Raw genomic sequence first — 21,037 nt, forward strand, 5'->3', positions numbered from 1 at the left:
ACATAATCGCCATCCAATCAAACGGAAAAAGATGATGGCGGCACAGAACAAAAGCCGGGCAGGGGGCCTTCACCTTTGGCGCAATGCGCGCCTGGCAACCATGGCCGAAGGCGACGCCGGACTGGGCATTGTCGACAAGGGCGCGATTGCCGCCCGCGACGGTCTCATCGTCTATGCCGGTCCGGAAGCCGACATGCCGTCAGCGTTGGCTCAGGGCGGCGAGACTACCGATTGCGAAGGCCGCTGGATCACGCCCGGTCTCATCGACTGCCACACCCATCTCATCCATGCCGGCAACCGTGCCAACGAGTTCGAGATGCGGCTGGCCGGCGCCACCTATGAAGAAGTCGCCCGTGCCGGCGGCGGCATCGTCTCCTCGGTCGAATCCCTGCGTGCCGCGAGCGAAGACGAACTGGTTGCGCAGACGCTGCCACGCCTCGATGCGCTGATGGCCGAGGGCGTCACCACGGTAGAGGTAAAGTCGGGTTACGGGCTCGATCTCGAAAATGAACAGAAGTCGCTTCGCGCCGCGCGGCAGCTGGACAAGCAACGCCCGGTCACGGTCCGCACCACCTTCCTCGGCGCGCATGCGCTGCCGCCGGAAGCAAAAGGCGACAAGGACGCTTTTGTCGATCTCGTCGCCAACACGATCCTGCCCGCAATCGCCGCCGGGGGCCTGGCTGACGCCGTAGACGGCTTTTGCGAGGGCATTGCCTTTTCGCCGGAACAGATTGCCCGCGTCTTCGACAAGGCCAAGGCGCTTGGCCTGCCGGTCAAACTCCATGCCGACCAGCTGTCCAACCTGCATGGCGCCGAACTCGCCGCCCGCTATGGCGCGCTGTCGGCCGACCATCTCGAATACACCGACGAGGCCGGCGCCGCAGCGATGGCCAAGGCCGGCACCGTGGCGACCATCCTGCCCGGCGCCTACTATTTCATCCGCGAAACCAGGAAGCCGCCGGTCGGCCTGTTCCGCCAGCACGGCGTCAAGATGGCGGTCGCCACCGACAACAATCCCGGGACGTCGCCGCTGACCTCGCTGCTTCTGACAATGAACATGGCCGCGACGCTTTTCGGCATGACCATCGAGGAGTGCCTGGCCGGCACCACTCGCGAGGCTGCCCGCGCGCTTGGGCTGCTTGGCAAGACCGGCACCCTTGAGGCAGGAAAATCCGCCGACCTGGCGATCTGGGACGTCGAGCGTCCGGCCGAACTCGTCTACCGCATGGGCTTCAACGCGCTCCATGCCCGCATCTGGAGAGGACAATGACCGAACTTAACCTGAAGCCCGGCAATGCGACGCTGGCCGACTGGCGCGCTATCTATCGCGGCGCCGTGCCGAAGCTCGACGCCTCCTGCCGGCCAAAAATCAAGGCCAGCGCCGAGGCAGTCGCCCGCATCGTCGCCAAGGGCGAGCCGGTCTATGGTATCAATACCGGCTTCGGCAAACTGGCCAGCGTCCGCATTCCGGCCGAGGATCTAGAGGCCTTGCAGCGCAACATCGTTTTGTCGCATGCCGCCGGCGTCGGCGAGCCGATGCCGGCCGCTGTGGTTCGGTTGATGATGGCGCTGAAGCTCGCCAGCCTGGCGCAGGGCGCGTCGGGCGTGCGGCCGCAAACCATCGAATTGCTGGAAGCGATGCTGGCCAACGACGTCATCCCCGTCGTGCCGGCGCAGGGCTCGGTCGGCGCCTCCGGAGATCTCGCGCCGCTGTCGCACATGACGGCGGTGATGATCGGCGTCGGCGAATGCTTTACACCGCATGGCCGCTTCCCGGCCAAGGTCGCTTTCGTCTCGCACGGCCTGGAGCCCGTGACGCTCGGCGCCAAGGAAGGTCTGGCGCTGCTCAACGGCACGCAGTTTTCCGCCGCCTACGCGCTGGCCGCTCTGTTCGAGGCCGAAGTGCTGTATCAGTCGGCGCTGGTCGCCGGGGCGCTGTCGACCGACGCTGCCAAGGGCTCGGATGCACCCTTCGATCCGCGCATCCATCTCCTCAGAAAACACCCGGGCCAGATCGAGACGGCGGCAGCGCTGCGCAATCTGATGTCCGGCAGCGCCATCCGTGAATCGCACCGCGTCGGCGATGAGCGCGTGCAGGATCCGTACTGCCTGCGATGCCAGCCGCAGGTGATGGGTGCTGCACTCAGCGTGCTGCGCCAGGCTGCCGATACGCTCGGCACCGAGGCCAATGGCGTCACCGACAATCCGCTGATCTTCGCCGAGGACGATACTGCGCTGTCAGGCGGCAATTTCCACGCCGAGCCGGTGGCTTTCGCCGCCGACATGATCGCGCTCGCCGTCTGCGAGATCGGCTCGCTGTCGGAGCGCCGCATCGCCATGCTGGTAGACCCGGCGCTGTCCGGCATGCCGGCCTTCCTGACGCCGAAGCCCGGCCTGAACTCCGGCTTCATGATCCCGCAGGTGACGGCGGCGGCGCTCGTCTCTGAGAACAAGCAGAAGGCCTATCCGGCAAGTGTCGATTCCATCCCGACCTCGGCCAACCAGGAAGACCATGTCTCGATGGCCGCACACGGCGCTCGCCGGCTGATCGGCATGATCGAAAACGCCACGGCCGTCATCGGCATCGAACTCCTGGCCGCCGCGCAAGGCTGCGATTTCCATGCGCCGCTGGCGTCGAGTGCAGCTCTGGAAGCGGTTCGCAAGCTGGTCCGCGCCGAGGTGCCGCATCTCGACAATGACCGGCATTTCCACCCTGACATGGAAAAAGCCATCGCCATGGTGCGCAGCGGCGCTGCCATCAAGGCTGCGAGCGCGGTGACATTGCCTTCGATCTCGGGAGTCTGACATGACCGACTGGCTGACAGTGACGGAAGGCACGGCACCCCTGTTGGTGTCCATCCCGCACACGGGTATCGATCTCGCCGGCATCGACAATCGGCTGGTCTCGCCCTGGCTCGGCCGCCGCGATTGCGACTGGTGGATCGACAATCTCTACGATTTTGCCGCCGGCCTTGGCGCGACTGTCGTGCACACGTCGATCTCGCGCACCGTCATCGATGTCAACCGCGATCCTTCCGGCGCCTCGCTCTATCCCGGGCAGACGACAACGACGCTATGCCCGACCGAGACCTTCGACGGCGATCCGCTGTATCTGCCCGGCGCGGAACCGACGCCATCGGAGATAGACCAGCGTCGCATAGCGTATTTCGTGCCCTACCATGAAATGCTGGCGGCTCAGTCCGTCAGGCTGCGCGGCCTGCATGAGAAGGTCGTCGTTTACGATTGCCACTCGATCCGGTCGGTGCTGCCGCGCCTGTTCTACGGCACGCTGCCGGTGTTCAATCTCGGCACCAATGACGGCCAGACCGCGGATCCTACGCTGCAGGCGCTGGTTGGCCAGATCATGGCCGAGAGCGGTGAAAGCAATGTCATCAACGGCCGTTTCAAGGGTGGCTGGATCACCCGCTATTTCGGCAATCCGCAAGGCGGCTACCATGCGCTGCAGATGGAACTTGCCGATCGCGGCTATTTGCGCGAGCCCGAGGGCAAGGGCGAACCGGACAATTGGCCGGTGCCTTATGATGCCGAGTTCGCCGCGCCGATGCGCGCCACACTGACGAAAATCCTCCAATCCGCCATTGACTGGGCCGGGCGCTGAGACGCCGCCTTACTCCAAAGGGACAATGATGAACAATCCTCGCCACAACATCCGCGAAGTGCGCGCGCCCCGCGGCGACAAGCTCAACGCCAAATACTGGACGACCGAAGCGCCGCTGCGCATGCTGATGAACAACCTCGATCCCGATGTCGCCGAAAACCCCAATGAGCTCGTTGTCTATGGCGGCATCGGCCGGGCCGCGCGCACCTGGAACGATTTCGACAGCATCGTCGCCTCGTTGAAGACCCTCAATGAAGACGAGACGCTGCTGGTCCAGTCCGGCAAGCCGGTCGGCGTCTTCCGGACGCACACCGATGCGCCGCGCGTGCTGATCGCCAACTCCAACATCGTGCCGCATTGGGCGACCTGGGATAAATTCAACGAGCTCGATAAAAAAGGCCTGATGATGTACGGCCAGATGACGGCCGGCTCCTGGATCTATATCGGCACGCAAGGCATCGTGCAGGGCACCTACGAGACCTTCGTCGAGGCCGGCCGCCAGCACTACAATGGCAACCTTACGGGCAAATGGATCCTGACCGGCGGCCTCGGCGGCATGGGCGGCGCCCAGCCGCTTGCCGCCGTCATGGCCGGCGCCTGCTGCCTCGCCATCGAATGCAATCCGGACTCGATCGATTTCCGGCTGCGCACCCGCTATGTCGACGAGAAGGCCGAGACGCTCGACGAAGCGATGGAAATGATCGAGCGCTGGACCAAGGCCGGCGAGGCGAAGTCGGTCGGCCTGCTCGGCAATGCGGCCGACATCGTGCCGGAAATGTTCAAGCGGGGCATCCGCCCCGACATGGTCACCGACCAGACCTCGGCGCATGACCCGATTAACGGCTATCTGCCCAAGGGCTGGACGATGGCTGAGTGGCGCGAGAAGCGCGTCTCCGATCCCAAGGCTGTCGAGAAGGCCGCCCGCGCCTCAATGCGCGAGCATGTCGAGGCGATGGTCGCGTTCTGGAATGCCGGCGTGCCGACGCTCGACTATGGCAACAACATCCGCCAGGTCGCCAAGGACGAAGGCTTCGAGAACGCCTTTGCTTTCCCGGGTTTCGTGCCGGCCTATATAAGGCCGCTGTTCTGCCGCGGCATCGGCCCGTTCCGCTGGGCTGCTCTTTCGGGCGATCCCGAGGATATCTACAAGACGGACGCCAAGGTGCGCGAACTCACCCCCGGCAACACCCATCTGCACAACTGGCTGGACATGGCACGTGAGCGCATCGCCTTTCAGGGCCTGCCGGCGCGCATCTGCTGGGTCGGCCTCGGCGACCGCCACAGGCTGGGGCTCGCCTTCAACGAGATGGTGGCCAGGGGCGAACTCAAGGCGCCCGTCGTCATCGGCCGCGACCACCTCGATTCCGGCTCGGTGGCTTCGCCCAACCGCGAGACGGAAGCGATGAAGGACGGGTCCGACGCCGTCTCCGACTGGCCGCTGCTCAATGCGTTGCTCAACACCGCGTCGGGCGCAACCTGGGTGTCGCTGCATCATGGCGGTGGCGTCGGCATGGGCTTCTCGCAGCATGCCGGCATGGTCATCGTCGCCGACGGCACGCCGGACGCCGCAAGGCGCCTGCAGCGCGTGTTGTGGAACGATCCGGCGACAGGCGTCATGCGCCACGCCGATGCCGGCTACGACATCGCCATCGAGTGCGCGAAGGAGCACCAGCTCAATCTGCCCGGTATTTTAGGCTGATTGGCTTAAATGATGCGCATCCTACGGGCCGCCGACTACCGGGTCATGCCGTGGAAGAATGGCGGCGGCACGACCACCGAGATCGCCGTCTCGCCGGACGGCGCCGGCCTGGACGATTTCGACTGGCGCGTTTCGATGGCGCGAGTCGAGGATAGCGGGCCGTTCTCGGGCTTTGCCGGCGTCGACCGCACGCTGGCCGTGCTGGAAGGCGAGGGCATCGTCCTCGACATTGCTGGCCGGCCGCCGGCCGAAGTGACGGCGGCTTCCGCCCCGCTGTCCTTCCCGGCCGATGTGCCGACCTCGGCGGCGCTGATCTCCGGTCCGATCACCGACCTCAACGTCATGACCCGCCGCGGGCGGGCCATGCACACGGTCGAGCGCCTGGTGATCTCGGTTCCGACCGATACCCGGCCGACCAGCGCTATGACCCTGATCCTGCCGTTCGACGGTGAGGTCGGCGTGACCGGCGCGACATCGTCGCGCCTTGGACCTCGCGACACGCTGTTGCTCGGACCGCAGGCCGCGAAACTGCGGCTTGAACCGGTGCGGCCGACGATCGTGTTCGTCGTCCGGATAGCCAGCCTGGGCTAGCCGCACCGCCAGCACAACGATTAACGCCTGTTGCCAAACATGATCGCACGCCGGAGAAATCTGGCGTAAGCTGTTGTCTGGATCACGAAAAAGCCCGAATCCTTCCGTCGTTCCAAGGCGGACGGGAGGGCAGGGGTGCTCGTCCTTAAGTTGTCGAAAGCCCCACTTAAAATGTCGAAGGGATAACGCCTCTGGCGTGGTGAGAAGCAAAACTTTCGGCCAGTGTAATCATGCAACCAATTGCATTTGAATCGGTTTTAGGGACATTGCCGTGGCGGTGGCGCCGCATCGCGTCCCCCATGCGGAATTTTCAATGAATATCCAGACAAATCCTGCCCATATCGAAAAGTCCAGCGCCGGCTTCCCGGTCATCACCGAAGAGCCGATACGCTCCAATTTCCTGCCCGAAGAGCGGCTGCGCGCGCTGGGCGAAAGCCTCGCCAAGGGCGACATCAAGGACCTGTTCGGCCTGACGCAGTTCGATTTCCAGGCCCGCATCCGCGACAGCGCCAAGAAAATCCTCGAAGTCTACCGCTCGACCAATGCCGCCCAGGCCAAGGGCGAAACCATCACGCCTGCCGCGCAATGGCTGCTCGACAACAATTATCTCGTCGAGGAGACCATTTTTCAGGTGAAGCGCGACCTGCCGCGTCGTTTCTACCGGCAGTTGCCGACCCTGGAAGTGGCCAACCGCGCCGCGGTGCCGCGCGCGCTGGCCCTGGCCTGGAGCTATGTCGCCCATTCCGACAGTTCGGTTTCGGCGACCATGTTCAAATCCATCGTCGAGGGTTTTCAGTCGGTCGAGCCGCTCAAGATCGGCGAATTGTGGGCGCTGCCGTCGCTGCTGCGCTTCGTTTTGATCGAGAATCTGCGCCGCATCGCCGTGCGCGTCGACCGCACCAGGCAGATGCGCCATATCGCCAACGAGGTCGCCGACCGCGTGCTGGCGACCGACGACAATGCAGACCGCCGGAAGATCCTGTCGGGCTACGGCGCGCATGCGCAGGACACCACCTTCGCCACCCAGTTGCTCTACCGCCTGCGCGACGGCTCGCAGAATGCCGGCAGGGCGCTGGAATGGCTGGAGGTCGAGCTCGAGAAAACCGGCTCCGACGCCGAGGAAATCATCATTTCCGAGCATCGCACGCTGTCCAGCGGCAATGTCACCACCGGCAACATCATCCGCGGCCTGCGCCTCATCAACGACGTCGACTGGACGGTGTGGTTCGAGGGCGTCAGCCGCATCGACACGCTCTTGCGCGAGCGCACCGATTTCGCCGCGCTCGATTTCTTTTCGCGCGACCAGTACCGCACGTCGATCGAGCAACTGGCGCGCCGCTCCGACCTGTCCGAATTCCGTGTCGCCGAAAAGGCCATCGAGCTGGCCAGCCATGTCCCCGGCGTCACCGATGCCTCCGGCGTGCCGGATGCATCAGCCGATCCGGCCATGCATACCGATGTCGGCTTCTTCCTGGTCGGCCCGCGCCGGCCGGATCTGGAAGAGGCGATCGGCTACCGGCCGCCCTTCCATGTGACCTTCAAGCGCGCCTTCACCGCCACGGGCTGGCTCGGCATCGTTGTGCCGGTCTTCCTGCTTACGGTGCTACTGCTGGTTGTCTCCGGCAATGCGCTTGCCCATCTTGGCCTGTCGGTGGAATCCATCACGCTGATGCTGGCGCTGTTTGCGGTGCCTGCCAGCGAAGGCGCGCTCGCCTTCTTCAACACCGTTGTTTCACTGTTCCTGAAGCCGACGCGGCTCGTCGGCTATGATTACAAGCACGGCATTCCAGCGGCATCACGCACCTTGGTCGTGGTGCCGTCGCTGATCGGCTCGCGCGATGATGTCGAGGAAAACATCCGCAACATCGAGGTGCATCACCTCGCCAACACGGCCGAAGAAATCCATTTCGCGCTGCTGTCCGACTGGCCGGATTCCAAGACCGAGATCGACGCCGCCGACATCGAGATCCTGCAATATGCGCGCGACGAGATCGCCAGGCTCAATGCCCGTTATCCCTCGGAAGGCGCGCCGCGTTTCTATATCCTGCATCGCCGCCGGCTCTACAACCAGGCGCAGGGCGCCTGGATGGGCTGGGAGCGCAAGCGCGGCAAGCTGCATGAGCTGAACCTTCTCTTGCGCGGCGACAGCGACACCACCTTCCTGCCGCTCGACGTGCCGCTGCCGGAAAAGGTCGTCTATGTCATGACGCTCGACGCCGACACGCGCACCACGCGCGACGCCGTGTCGTCACTGGTCGGCAAGCTCGCCCATCCGCTCAACCGCCCGCATTTCGACGCGACAAAGCGCGTCGTTACCGCCGGCTACACCATTCTGCAGCCGCGCATCACAGCCTCGCTCACCAGCGGCGACGACGCTTCTTTCTTCCAGCGCGTCTTCTCGTCCAACAGCGGTCTCGATCCTTACGTCTTTGCCGTCTCTGATCTCTACCAGGACGTCTTCAGCGACGGCTCCTTCACCGGCAAGGGCCTTTATCACGTCGACGCTTTCGAGGCGGCGCTGCAGGGCCGCATCGAGGAAAACACCGTCCTCAGCCACGATCTGCTCGAAGGTGCGCTGGCGCGCGCAGCACTTGTCACCGACGTCGAACTGGTCGAGGACTATCCTACCCGCTACTCGGTCGACGCCTCGCGCCACCACCGCTGGGCGCGCGGCGACTGGCAGCTGCTGCGCTTCATCTTCTCGCCGCGTTCCGGCGTGCCGGCGCTGTCGCGCTGGAAGATGGTCGACAATCTGCGCCGCTCGCTGACCCCGATCTTCTGGGTGATGGCGGCGATCGCCGGCTGGACGCTGCTGCCCTTCACGCAGGCCGCGCAGTGGCAGGCGCTGCTGATCCTGTCGCTGTTCATGGCGCCGACCTTCGATGTCGTCAACGCCATCCTGCCCAAGAGCGGCGACCAGACGCCGCGCGGCCATTTCTCCGCGCTGGCGCACGACACCGTCTTCGGCACGGCCCTTGTGGCGCTGAAAGTGCTGTTGATGGCGCACAATGCCTGGATGATGGGCGACGCCATCGTGCGCACGCTCTACCGCCTGTTCGTCAGCCGCCAGAACCTGCTGGAATGGCGCACCGCGTCGCAGGCGCACAAGGGCGGCGACAACGATATCGGCTCCTATTACAGCATGATGTATGGCGCCGTGATCATCGGCGTCGTCGGTCTCGCTATCCCCGTGCTGGCCGATTCCACCGGTGCCTTCGTCGCCTTCTTCTTCGCTCTGTTCTGGATCGGTTCGCCGGCGGTTGCCTGCTGGATCAGCCGCTCGGCCGAGACCGAGGACCGCCTGCGCATATCGCAGGCCGACATCCACGCGCTGCGCACCGTGGCGCGCCGCACCTGGCATTATTTCGAAACCTTCGTCACGGCCGAGCACCACAATCTGCCGCCCGACAATTTCCAGGAAAGCCCGGCGCCGGTTGTAGCGCCGCGGACGTCGCCGACCAATATCGGCGTCTACCTGCTGTCGGTGGTGTCGGCACGCGATTTCGGCTGGATTGCGCTCTCCGACGCCATCACTCGCATCGACGCCACGATGACGACCATCGAGAGCATGCCGCGCAACCGCGGCCACCTCTTCAACTGGTACGACACGACGACGCTCAAGCCGCTCTATCCGCTTTACATCTCGGCCGTCGACAGCGGCAATCTCGCCGGACATCTGGTCGCGGTGGCGGCTGCCTGCGCCGAATGGGCGGAAGCCCCGTCCGTTCACCTGCAGGGCGATTTCGAAGGCGTCCTCGACACGGTGAGTATCCTCGACGAGAGCCTCGAGGAATTGCCTGACGACCGCCGGCAACTGCGGCCGTTGCGCCAGCGTCTGGCCGATCGCCTCGATGGCATGCGGCGCGCCGTCATGACCATCAAGGCGCAGCCGGAGATGGCCTCGATCCGCACCATTAACCTGGCCGTGCTTGCCGGCGAGATCCGCAAGCTCGCCACCGCCATCCACACCGAGGCCGGATCGCAGCGCAGCGACATTATCGCCGACTGGGCGGCACGGCTGGAAGCGACCTGCGAGGCGCATGTGCATGACTCGCACAGCGACGAAAACGCCGTCGAAGCCTTGCGCGCCAAGCTGCTGGCGCTGCGCGAACGCTGCCGCCGCTATGCCTTCGAGATGGATTTCTCTTTCCTGATGCGTCAGGAGCGCAAACTGCTCTCGATCGGCTACCGGGTCGAGGAGCACCAGCTCGATGAGAGCTGCTACGATCTGCTCGCCTCCGAGGCGCGGCTGACCAGCCTGTTCGCCATCGCCAAGGGTGACCTGCCGACGGAGCATTGGTTCCGGCTTGGAAGGCCGATCGTCGAGATCGGCTTCCAGGGTGCGCTGATGTCCTGGTCGGGCTCGATGTTCGAGTATCTGATGCCGCCACTGGTGATGAAGGAACCGCAGGGCTCGATCCTCAACCAGACCAGCAAGCTGATCATCAAGCGTCAGATCCAGTACGCGCGTTCGAAGAACGTGCCCTGGGGCATTTCGGAAGCGGCCTACAATGCCCGCGACCGCGAACTGACCTACCAGTATACCAATTTCGGCGTGCCCGGACTTGGCCTCAAGCGCGGCCTTGGCCAGAACACGGTGATCGCCCCTTACGCCACGATCCTCGCGGCGCAGTTCACACCGCGCGAATCCGTCCAGAATCTGGCCAGGCTGCGCTCCATCGGCGCTCTCGGCCGGCATGGCTTTTACGACGCCGTCGACTTCACGCCGCAGCGCGTGCCGGAAGGCACCGACCACGCTGTTGTCCTGAACTACATGGCGCATCACTCCGGCATGTCGATCGCCGCCGTTGCCGACGCCATCTTCGAGGGCCGGCTGCGCGACCGCTTCCACAGCGATCCGGTGATCGAGTCTGCCGAACTCCTGCTGCAGGAGAGGGCGCCGCGCGACATCCCGACCGCCACGGTCAGGACCGAAGCCGACGAGCGCTCGAAGGACGAGACCGAGGTCGAGAGCCCGGATTCGCGCATCGTCCTCGACCCGCTGAGGGCGTTGCGCGCCACCAGCGTCATGTCCAATGGCCGCTACTCCGTCATGGTCTCGGCCACCGGTTCCGGTTACAGCCGCTGGGGCGAACTCGCCGTCACCCGTTGGCAGCCCGACCCGACCGAAGACCGGCTCGGCTCCTACATCTTCCTGCGCGACGCCGGCAGCGGCGACTGGTGGTCGGCCACCGCGGAGCCGAAGCAGGCGACCGGCGAGAGAGTGCAGACGCTGTTTTCCGACGACAAGGCGAGCTTCGTCAAAACAGTGGGCTCGCTGCGTTCGGAGGTCGAATGCATCGTCATCTCGGAAGGCAATGGCGAGGGACGGCGCGTCACGCTCTACAACGACGGCGCCACTGACCGGCATATCGAGGTGACCTCCTTTGCCGAGCTGGTGCTGGGCAACGAAGCCTCCGACAATGCCCATCCTGCGTTCTCGAAAATGTTTATCGAGACCGAGATCGCTGCCAACAACGGCGCCATCTTTGCCACCAGGCGCAAGCGCGAGAAGAACGAGCCTGACGTCACCATGGTGCATTTCGTCACCGATCCGTCCGGGTCGGCGCGCGATGCCGAGGCCGAAACCGACCGCCGTGCCTTCATCGGCCGTGGCCGTACCATCGCGGAAGCGGCGGCCTTCGATCCCGGCGCCAAGCTTGGCGGTCACCACGGCTTCACCCTCGATCCGGTAGCGGCCCTGCGCCGCCAGGTGCGGGTGCCGGCCAACAAGAAGATATCGCTGACCTTCTGGACCGCCGTCGGCGCCAACCGCGCCGAACTGGACGAGGCCATCGCCAGGCTCGACCATCCCGAAAGTTTTGCCCGCCAGGCGATGCTTGCCTGGACGCGTTCGCAGGTGCAGACCCGCCATCTTGGTCTCAGCCTGACCGACGCCGCCAACGTGCAGAAGCTGGCGCGCTTCCTGATCTATCCCGATCCGTTCCTGCGCCTGCCCGGCGAATTTATCGCTTCGGGGCTGGGCAAGCAGTCCAGCCTGTGGCCGACCAGCATTTCGGGCGATTTCCCGATCTTCCTGGTCCGCATCGGCGACGTGGCCGACCTCGAAATTGTCGCCCAGGCGCTGCGCTTCCAGGAGTATATGCGCGCCCGCGGCATGATGATCGACTTCGTGGTCGTCAACGAGCAGGCATCGTCCTATGTCCAGGATCTGCAGCGCGCGGTCGAGACGCTGTGCGAAAACAGCCGCCTGCGCGGCAAGGAACTCGGGCCGCGCCAGCACATCTTCGCCGTGCGCCGCGACCTCATGGACGAGGCGACGTACAAGACGCTGCTGGCGGTTGCCCGCGTGGTTCTGCACACCCGCAACGGCACCATCTTCGACCAGATCGAACGCGCCGAGGCGGCAGCCTTGCAAGCACGCGATGCCCTGCAGCCGGCGCCCCCCGCGTCGCTGCGCGAGCCGTCTCTGCCGGTGCCGGCGGCGCCTGCATACCATGCCGCGTCCGACAGCAGCGCCGACGGCAGCGGCCTCAGCCAGTGGAACGGCTTTGGCGGTTTCGAGGGCGACGGCCGCCACTATGTCACCCGCCTTGCAGGCCGGCGCTCGACGCCGCAGCCCTGGATCAACGTCGTCTCGAACGCCTCGTTCGGATTCCATGTCTCGGCCGAAGGCGCTGCTTTCACCTGGAGCCGCAACAGCCGCGATTACCAGCTGACGCCATGGTCGAACGATCCGGTCACCAACCGGCCGGGCGAGGGCATCTACATCTACGATCAGGCCAGCGGCAAGGCATTCTCGCCGCTGGCTGCCGTGGTCCGCGATCCCTTGATGACCTATGAGACATGGCACGGCCAGGGCTTCTCGACCTTCCGGTCCAAACGCGGCCCGCTGTCGATGGATCTGACGCACGTCGTCGATCCCGTCGATCCAGTGAAGATCACGCGGCTGCGCATCCAGAACTCAGGCCCGGCGCCGGCGCGGCTGCGCGTCTATGCCTATGCCGAATGGGTCCTCGGCAGCCATCGCTCGAGCACGGCTGCGACCATCATCCCGTCCAGGGATCCAGCGACTGGCGCGCTTCTGGCGCAAAACCCCTACGGTCTCGATTTCGGCGACCGGGTGGCCTTCCTGGCCGCCACCGGTCCGGTGCATTCGGTGACAGCCGATCGCGGCGAGTTCATCGGCAGGCACGGCACCAGCGCCTTCCCGCACGCCGTCGTCAGCGGCGCCGGCCTGTCGGGCCGCGTCGAGGCCGGCGACGATCCGTGCGCAGCTGTCGCCAGCGAAATCGATATCCCTGCCGGCGGCGACGTCACGCTGGTCTGGCTGCTTGGCGACGCCGCCACATCAGCCGAGGCGAGCGCGTTGGTGCAGACTCATTCGGGCAAGGATTTCGACCAGCGGCTGGCCGACAATGAACGCGTCTGGCGCGGCTTCCTCGACACCATCCAGGTCGAGACGCCCGACAAGGCGCTCGACGCCATGGTCAATCACTGGCTGCCCTATCAGAGCCTGGCCTGCCGCATCCGCGCCCGCTCGGCCTTTTATCAGGCAAGCGGCGCCTTCGGCTTCCGCGACCAGCTACAGGACACGCTGGCCCTGCTTGCGCATGATCCGAAACTGGCGCGCAACCAGATCCTCAATGCGGCGCGCCGGCAGTTCCCCGAAGGCGACGTCCAGCATTGGTGGTTGCCGCGCACCGACGCCGGCGTGCGCACTATGATCTCCGACGATGTGGTCTGGCTGGCGCATGCCACCAATCGCTACATCGAGGTGACCGGCGATACAGGGATCCTGAAGGAGCAGCTGCCTTTCATCGACGGGCAGGTGTTGGGCGAGGGCGAGCACGACGCCTTCTTCACGCCGGAAATCTCCAAGACGAGCGCTTCGCTTTACGACCATTGCGCGCGCGCGCTCGACCTTGCGGTCAAGCGCAGCAGCCCGGCCGGGCTGCCGCTGATCCTCGGCGGCGACTGGAACGACGGCATGAACCGCGTCGGCGAAGCCGGCAAGGGGGAGAGTGTCTGGCTCGGCTGGTTCCTTTTGAAGACGCTGGGCGACTTTACCACCGTGGCCAAGGGGCAGGGCGACACCAAGCGGGCGCAGGCCTGGACAAAACACGCCGATGTGCTGAAGCGGGCGCTGGAAAGCACCGCCTGGGACGGCCAGTGGTATCGCCGCGGCAGCTACGATGACGGCACGCCGCTTGGCTCGCACAATTCGGACGAGTGCAAGATCGACTCCATCGCGCAGTCGTGGAGCGTGCTCTCCGGCGAGGGCGACCCCGCGCGCTCGACCACGGCGATGCAGCAGGCGACGAACCTGCTGGTCGACGACAAGCTCAAGATCGTCAAACTGTTTACCCCGGCCTTCCAGAACACGAGAAAGGACCCTGGTTACATCAAGAGTTATCCGCCGGGCGTGCGCGAGAACGGCGGCCAGTACACCCATGCGGCGACCTGGTTCGTGATCGCGCTCGCCGAAATGGGCCGCACCGACGATGCCTATCGCTGCTTCTCGATGCTGAACCCGGTCAACCATGCGCTCGACGATGCATCGGCCGAGCATTATCGCGTCGAGCCGTACGTCGTCGCCGCCGACATCTATTCCGGTGAGGACAAGGGCGGTCGCGGCGGCTGGACCTGGTATACGGGCTCAGCGGGATGGCTCTACCGTGCTGCGGTCGAAGGCATTCTGGGCATTGAGCGGCGGGGCAAGCAGATCACGTTCCGGCCGAAACTGCCCAGCCATTGGGACGGCTATTCTGCCACGCTGAAAATGCTGGGGTCGGAGATCAAGGTTCGCGTCATCCGCGACAAAAAGGCCAAATCCATCTCGCTCGAAGTCAATGGAACCAAGACAAAATCTTCCGGTTTTCAGCCGAAAGCCGGCGACAAGACCGAGGTGGTCGTCAAGATACCCGCGTAAAATCAAAGGCTTCAGGTTATTGACGCGCGCCTTTCGAGGCGCGCGTTTTCTACTTCGGCATGCTCCTGGCGCAGAACGGCGTGCCTTCCCGATAACGGCGGTCCAAGCGTGCAGTGACTAAAAATGTGGCAGCGCCAGCTGCTGCCATGATTTTGCCGCAAGACTGACATTTCACCTTTTATCTCAAACCGTTAGGTGATCACGGCAGATTTCGCAACGTCGTCATCTTTTGTTCGCAGAATGGGAACGGAAGAGGTAGACGGGCATTGTTTTGCGACCCGTTAACCGGTACGTGTCAAGAAATGGTGCGGTGCACAATAATGTTTTGGGCGGAGTAGCTGAAGTGTCACTTCTGCAAATCTACTGGAGAGCGCTGGGTTATCTCGCAGCCGACAGGAAGCGCGTTGCGTTTATCTGCGGTGCGAATGTCGCGCTCGCCATTATCGCCATCCTCGAGCCGATCATGTTCGGCCGGGTGATCGACGCCATCTCCGATAAGGGTTCGGTGTTTTCGACGCTCGCGCTGTGGGCCGGTCTCGGCGCCTTTAACATCGTCGCCTTCGTGCTGGTGGCGCGCGGCGCCGACCGTTTTGCCCACAAGCGTCGCAGCGAGGTGCTGTGCCAGTCGTTCGAGCGCGTGATCACCATGCCGCTCGCCTGGCACCACCAGCGCGGCACCTCCAACGCGCTGCACACGCTGCTGCGCGCCGTCGAGACGCTGTTCAGCCTGTGGCTTGAATTCATGCGCCAGCATCTGTCGACGGCTGTTGCGCTGGCTCTGCTGATTCCGACCGCTATAAGCATGGATCTTCGCATGTCGCTGGTGCTGATGGCGCTGGGCGTTCTCTATGTCGGCATCGGCCGGCTTGTGATGAAGCGCACCAAGGCGGGCCAGGCCGCGGTCGAGCGCCACTACCATCAGGTGTTCGCGCATGTGACCGACTCGGTCAGCAATGTCGCCGTGCTGCAGAGCTACAACCGTCTCGGCCACGAGGCCGATACGCTGCGCCGCTATGTCAAGAACCTGCTCGACGCGCAGAACCCGGTGCTCGACTGGTGGGCGATGGCCAATGCGCTGCACCGCCTGTCGTCGACCATTTCGATGATGGTTGTGCTTTTGATCGGCGCCTATCTGGTCACCCATGGCCAGCTCAAGATCGGCGACGTCATCGCCTTCACCGGCTTTGCCACGCTGCTGATTGCCCGCCTCGACCAGATGTCGGCTTTCGCCAACCAGATTTCCGAAGCCCGCGCCAAGCTCGAGGACTTCTATCACCTCGAGGATTCGGCCGCCGACTCCGCCGAGCCGGACGGCTTGCGCGACCTCACCAACGTCACCGGCCATGTCCGCTTCGAGAATGTCGGCTTCGAGTTTGCCAATTCGCGGCAGGGCGTCGACGACGTCTCCTTCGAGGTCCAGGCCGGGCAGACGGTTGCCATCGTCGGCCCGACCGGCGCCGGCAAGACGACGCTGATCAACCTCTTGCAGCGCGTCTTCTCGCCGTCTCATGGCCGTATCCTGATCGACGGCATCGACACCCGCACGGTGACCCGAAAGTCGCTGCGTCATTCGATCGCCACCGTCTTCCAGGATGCCGGCCTGCTCAACCGCTCGATCGAGGACAACATCCGCGTCGGTCGTGCCGAGGCGACTTATGACGAGGTTCACGCCGCCGCCAACGCGGCTGCCGCGCAGGATTTCATCCTTGCCAAGAGCGCCGGCTATGACACCGTCGTTGGCGAGCGCGGCGGCCAGCTTTCGGGCGGCGAGCGTCAGCGCATCGCCATTGCCCGCGCCGTGCTCAAGGACGCACCGATTCTGGTGCTCGACGAGGCGACCAGCGCGCTCGATGTCGAGACCGAGGACCGCGTCAAGGAAGCCATCGACGAACTGAGGCGCAACCGCACCACCTTCATCATCGCCCACCGCCTGACCACCGTCCGCGACGCCGACCTGGTCGTGTTCATGGACAAGGGCAAGGTGGTCGAGATGGGCGGCTTCGCCGAACTGTCGCTGCGCAATGGCCGTTTCGCCAGCCTGCTGCGCGCCGGCGGCCTGCTCAACGACGAGGAAGTCCGCCGTCTCAGCCGCACGGTGAATATCGAAGCGGCGTAGCTTTTTTACCTCCCCCTTGTGGGGAGGTCGGACCCGTAGGGTCCGGGTGGGGGTAGTGCCCCACCACCCCCACCCCGCTGCTTCGCAGCGACCCTCCCCACGAGGGGGAGGGTAAATAAGACTGCGACACTCCCTCGATTGCCCCGAACGCGCCGCCGGTCTATCTAGACCTTATGAGCGATACCTCCTCACGCCTCGCCGGCTGGACCGACCTCGCCAACCCCACGCGCTTTGTCGGGCTGGCCGATAGGCTGGTGCCGTGGCTGGCGTCGATCGCCGCGATCCTGCTCGCCATCGGTCTCTATATGAGCTTTGCCGCGCCTGAGGATTTCCAGCAGGGCATCACGGTGCGCATCATGTATATCCACGTGCCTTTCGCCTGGCTCGCCATGATGTGCTACACGGTGATGGCCGTCGCCGCGCTCGGCACGCTGGTCTGGCGCCATCCCTTGGCCGATGTCGCGCTGAAGTCGGCAGCCCCGATCGGCGCCACCTTCACCGCGCTTGCGCTGGTCACCGGCTCGATCTGGGGCAAGCCGATGTGGGGCACCTGGTGGGTCTGGGACGCCCGCCTGACCTCGGTCTTCATCCTGTTCCTGATGTATCTCGGCATCATCGCGCTGACGCGTGCGCTCGATGACGCCAGCCGCGCCGCCTGGGCCGCCGCCATCATCACGCTCGTCGGCTTCATCAACATCCCGATCATCAAATTCTCGGTCGACTGGTGGAACACGCTGCACCAGCCGGCCTCGGTGTTCCGGCTCGGCGGACCGACGATCGATCCCAGCCTGCTATGGCCACTGCTGGTGATGGCGCTCGGCTTCACCGTGCTGTTCTTCGCGCTGCATTTGACGGCGATGCGCACCGAAATCCGCCGCCGGCGGGTGATCGCCATGCGCAGGGTGGCGGCACGGCAGGCCGACTAGCGCGATTTTCAAAACCGAAGCCATACGCCTGCCGCCAAACATTAGCATGTGCTGCTATGTTGCGGTGCAGCAACAAGAATTCTCAAAAGATTGTTCCCGACTTCGCTTGGCTCCTTGATCTCGTTTGCTTTCTTGACAGCTCGGCCGCGAAGCAAGAGTGATACCAGTCACTAGTTGTAGCGAGGGAATTGGCGATGAAACTGCGCTTGTTGGCTGGCGTTTCGACATTTGCATTGGCGCTTGGTTGGAGTTCGGCCTACGCCGCCGACGCGATTGTCGACGTTCCGAGGGCGGAGGATCTCTGGTACGTCACGCTCTTCGGCGGCGCCAGTTTCCCGAACCATGTGAAAACGGACTACAATGGTACTGGCTATTCAGTCGATCTTGATACCGGGTTCGTAATCGGCGGCGCTGTCGGTCGGCGCATCAACGATGTGTTTCGTGTCGAAGGCGAACTGTCCTACGCGCGCTACAAGGCAAGCGAATACAGCTACACGGGCGTCGGCAACTATCCGGCTTCCGGCAATCTGTCGGCCACCTATCTTCTCGCCAACGTCTGGGCCGATGTTGCGCATTTTGGTGATGCCAAACTCTATGTCGGCGGCGGCGTCGGCGCGGCCTATGTTACCGCCGATACTCACTTTGATGGCCACGCCTTTGGATACGGGCCTGGCGGCTGGGGTTTCGCCGGCCAAGTGGGCGCCGGTGTTACCTACGCGGTAACGCAGAATGTCGACCTCGATTTCGGTTACCGCTTTAAGGCCGTGACAAGCGTGGATCTAGACGACAATGATGGCGGCGGCACATACGAGAACGCCAAATTGTACTCCCACAATCTCCAGCTTGGCGTAACCCTGAAGTTCTGATTGGTTCGTCGCAGGCCGCGACCGGGATTTGACGGATGCCGCTCTTGCCACGCCGGCAACCCCTGGGCCTGTCGGCAATGATCCCAGCCTCGCTGCCGACCGCCGGTGAGCCGGCGGAAAAGACATTGCAGCGCGGCATCGACCTGCAACGGCGCAAGCGTTTTCGTGAGGCCGAGTTCTGCTACCAGACGGTGCTTCGCACGCAGCCCAAAAATGCCATGGCGCTGAACCTGATGGGCACGCTCGCCATCGAGGCCGAGCATCATGACGCCGCCATTGCCTATATGGAAAGGGCGGTCAAGCTCGAACCGGACAACGCCATCTTCCGCAACAATCTCGGCAACGCCTACAATGTCACCGGCAACGTCGACAAGGCGCGCAGACATCTGAGAAAGGCGATCGAGCTCGATGGAGGGCTCATCGAAGCGCTGTGCAATCTCGGCCGCTCCTACCGCAGCCAGCTCGAGGGCGACATTGCCGAAGGGTTCTATCGCCAGGCGCTGGCTATCGACGGCCAGTCGGTGATGGCACTTGCCGGTATGGGCGATTTGCTCACCGACATTGGCCGGCCGGCCGAGGCGGTCGAATGCTTCAGCAAGGCCCTTGCCATCGACCCGGGCCATGTCGAGGCGCTGGCTGGAATGGCGCTTGCGCGCCGGGCGGTCAAGGACGATCCGACGTTGCCTTTGGTGCTGAAACGCCTGGAATTGCCGACAACCACCGATCGCGAGCGGGTAGTGCTGCACCACGCCGCCGGCAAGATGCTCAATGATCAGCGCGAGTATAGCCCGGCCATCCGCCATTTCGCGAGGGCCAAGGCGATTTCCGGCAATGATTTCGACATCGACCGGCACACCCAGCTTTACGACAGCTTCATCGACACTTTCGACGCCGGCTTCTTCGAGGCGCGAGCCAATTTGGGAAATCCATCCAGACGCCCGGTCTTCATCGTCGGCATGCCACGGTCGGGAACGACGCTGACCGAGCAGATATGCGCCAGTCATCGCGATATCCATGGCGCCGGCGAGTTGTCGACCATTCGTTCACTTGCCGGCGAACTTGGGTTCGACAAGCTCGACCCAGCCATTTTCACCAAGGCCATGGCGGCGCTCACTGCGGCCAAGGCCAAGGAGCTTGGATCGAAGTATCTCGACGATCTCAACAGACGCAACAGCAAGGCGCGGCTTGTCGTCGACAAGATGCCGCACAATTTCGAGCTGCTGGCCTTCATCAGCCTGATCTTGCCGAATGCCCGCATCATCCATTGCCGGCGTGACCCGATGGACAATTGCGCGTCCTGTTTCATGCATAATTTTTCCGAGGCGCACGGCTATAATGCCGATCTGACCAAGCTTGGGCAGTATTACCGGCAGTATGACCGCCTGATGCGCCATTGGGCCAAGGTCATCCCGCTGGATATCCACGACATGCCCTACGAAGAAACGGTCGCCGATTTCGAAAATCGCGCCCGCGGATTGATCGGATTCCTCGGCATCGAGTGGGACGATGCCTGCTTGCGTTTCAACGAAACCGAGCGCACGGTGCGGACGCCGAGCCGCTGGCAGGTGCGCCAGCCGATCTATTCATCCTCGGTCGAGCGCTGGAAGCTGTATGGCGACGCGCTGGATCCGCTGAAGGCGGCGCTGGGTCCGGTCTATCAGTCCTGATTTCAGTTGGCCCGAACAACCTCGCGCTCGACGCGCGCTGGCGTAGATTAGACCTGAGTTGCATCGTGCTTTGGGGCCAAATGAAAGCCGAATGCTTTCATGACCGCCAGTGTGGTTTCCAGCGTAGGATTGCCGTTTTCGCTGAGCGAGGTATAAAGATGCTCGCGAGCCAAGCCGGTCTTTCTGGCAATGTTGCTCATCCCCTTGGCGCGGGCAACGACACCGAGGGCGGACGCGACGAATTTGGCGTCTCCGGTTTCCATTGCCTCTGCCAGAAACGCCTCGATTGCCGTATCGGAATCGAGCATTTCGGCGGGATCGAAATCATAGATTTTTTCAACCATTGTCGTCACTCCATTCTACGGCCAGGCGCTTTGCTGTCCGTATGTCGGTTTCTTGTGAACTTTTATCCCCGCCGCACAGGAGCAGGATGACCGTTTCACCGCGCTTGTGAAATAAACGCGATAGCCGGGCCCATAGTGAATGCGCAATTCACTGATGCCTTCACCCACTGGGGCCACGTCGCCGGGATTTCCTACAATCAAACGTTGCAGCCGAACGGCAATTGCCGCCTTGGCTCTTCCGTCTTTCAGCTTTTGGTGCCACCTCCGAAAGGTGGCTGTCTGCTTCAGGATTGCCATGGGGACTAGTAAGTTATAA

Annotated in this window: 11 protein-coding genes and 1 pseudogene; 10 read left to right on the forward strand and 2 right to left on the reverse strand. The window is 63.7% G+C overall.

Annotation, left to right across the window (positions count from 1 at the left end):
• Window positions 1–34 precede the first annotated feature (34 nt).
• From hutI to AC3EML_RS16890, 10 genes are all read left to right on the forward strand, one after another.
• Window positions 35–1,270 (forward strand): imidazolonepropionase, encoded by a 1,236-nt coding sequence (gene hutI / locus AC3EML_RS16845; RefSeq protein WP_023698024.1) that lies wholly within the window; start codon window positions 35–37, stop codon window positions 1,268–1,270.
• Entirely contained in the window at window positions 1,267–2,805 is a 1,539-nt protein-coding gene (gene hutH / locus AC3EML_RS16850) for a histidine ammonia-lyase (RefSeq protein ID WP_352520906.1), read from the forward strand. The genes hutI and hutH overlap by 4 nt, the downstream gene beginning before the upstream one ends.
• Window position 2,806: 1 nt before the next feature.
• Window positions 2,807–3,619, forward strand: a complete 813-nt coding sequence (hutG, locus tag AC3EML_RS16855; RefSeq protein WP_352520905.1) for an N-formylglutamate deformylase — start codon at window positions 2,807–2,809, stop codon at window positions 3,617–3,619.
• A gap of 25 nt (window positions 3,620–3,644) precedes the next feature.
• The gene (hutU, locus tag AC3EML_RS16860; protein WP_023672900.1) at window positions 3,645–5,318 is read left to right on the forward strand and encodes a urocanate hydratase; all 1,674 of its coding nucleotides are present in this window, start codon (window positions 3,645–3,647) and stop codon (window positions 5,316–5,318) included.
• A gap of 12 nt (window positions 5,319–5,330) precedes the next feature.
• Window positions 5,331–5,909 carry a HutD/Ves family protein gene (locus AC3EML_RS16865; RefSeq protein WP_023715241.1) on the forward strand — a complete coding sequence of 193 codons (579 nt, stop codon included), beginning with the start codon at window positions 5,331–5,333 and terminating at the stop codon, window positions 5,907–5,909.
• 313 nt (window positions 5,910–6,222) lie between these two features.
• The gene (locus AC3EML_RS16870) at window positions 6,223–14,802 is read left to right on the forward strand and encodes a glycoside hydrolase family 94 protein (RefSeq protein WP_488505267.1); all 8,580 of its coding nucleotides are present in this window, start codon (window positions 6,223–6,225) and stop codon (window positions 14,800–14,802) included.
• Window positions 14,803–15,145: 343 nt separating this feature from the next.
• Entirely contained in the window at window positions 15,146–16,918 is a 1,773-nt protein-coding gene (locus AC3EML_RS16875; protein WP_023672897.1) for a glucan ABC transporter ATP-binding protein/ permease, read from the forward strand.
• A 173-nt stretch (window positions 16,919–17,091) separates the two neighbouring features.
• Complete coding sequence (locus AC3EML_RS16880) at window positions 17,092–17,844, forward strand: heme ABC transporter permease (protein ID WP_023682911.1); 753 nt, start codon at window positions 17,092–17,094, stop codon at window positions 17,842–17,844.
• 194 nt (window positions 17,845–18,038) lie between these two features.
• Window positions 18,039–18,710 (forward strand): outer membrane protein, encoded by a 672-nt coding sequence (locus AC3EML_RS16885; RefSeq protein WP_023742739.1) that lies wholly within the window; start codon window positions 18,039–18,041, stop codon window positions 18,708–18,710.
• A gap of 35 nt (window positions 18,711–18,745) precedes the next feature.
• A complete protein-coding gene (locus AC3EML_RS16890) occupies window positions 18,746–20,377 on the forward strand; it encodes a tetratricopeptide repeat-containing sulfotransferase family protein (protein ID WP_352520903.1) in 1,632 nt (543 codons plus the stop codon).
• 47 nt (window positions 20,378–20,424) lie between these two features.
• On the opposite strand, the gene AC3EML_RS16895 is transcribed toward AC3EML_RS16890, so the two are convergent.
• Complete coding sequence (locus AC3EML_RS16895) at window positions 20,425–20,721, reverse strand: addiction module antidote protein (RefSeq protein WP_023672893.1); 297 nt, start codon at window positions 20,719–20,721, stop codon at window positions 20,425–20,427.
• Window positions 20,714–21,018: pseudogene (locus AC3EML_RS16900) on the reverse strand (type II toxin-antitoxin system RelE/ParE family toxin). The gene AC3EML_RS16895 and the pseudogene AC3EML_RS16900 overlap by 8 nt, the downstream one beginning before the upstream one ends.
• Window positions 21,019–21,037 lie beyond the last annotated feature (19 nt).

The organism is Mesorhizobium sp. P170090, assembly GCF_057786115.1.

Excerpts from the sequence above, each read along its gene's own strand:
- AC3EML_RS16870 (WP_488505267.1), top strand. The coding sequence starts at position 6,223 with ATGAATATCCAGACAAATCCTGCCCATATCGAAAAGTCCAGCGCCGGC.
- AC3EML_RS16890 (WP_352520903.1), top strand. The coding sequence starts at position 18,746 with ATGCCGCTCTTGCCACGCCGGCAACCCCTGGGCCTGTCGGCAATGATC.
- hutH (WP_352520906.1), top strand. The coding sequence starts at position 1,267 with ATGACCGAACTTAACCTGAAGCCCGGCAATGCGACGCTGGCCGACTGG.
- hutU (WP_023672900.1), top strand. The coding sequence starts at position 3,645 with ATGATGAACAATCCTCGCCACAACATCCGCGAAGTGCGCGCGCCCCGC.
- AC3EML_RS16885 (WP_023742739.1), top strand. The coding sequence starts at position 18,039 with ATGAAACTGCGCTTGTTGGCTGGCGTTTCGACATTTGCATTGGCGCTT.
- hutI (WP_023698024.1), top strand. The coding sequence starts at position 35 with ATGGCGGCACAGAACAAAAGCCGGGCAGGGGGCCTTCACCTTTGGCGC.
- AC3EML_RS16895 (WP_023672893.1), bottom strand. The coding sequence starts at position 20,721 with ATGGTTGAAAAAATCTATGATTTCGATCCCGCCGAAATGCTCGATTCC.
- AC3EML_RS16880 (WP_023682911.1), top strand. The coding sequence starts at position 17,092 with ATGAGCGATACCTCCTCACGCCTCGCCGGCTGGACCGACCTCGCCAAC.
- AC3EML_RS16865 (WP_023715241.1), top strand. The coding sequence starts at position 5,331 with ATGCGCATCCTACGGGCCGCCGACTACCGGGTCATGCCGTGGAAGAAT.
- hutG (WP_352520905.1), top strand. The coding sequence starts at position 2,807 with ATGACCGACTGGCTGACAGTGACGGAAGGCACGGCACCCCTGTTGGTG.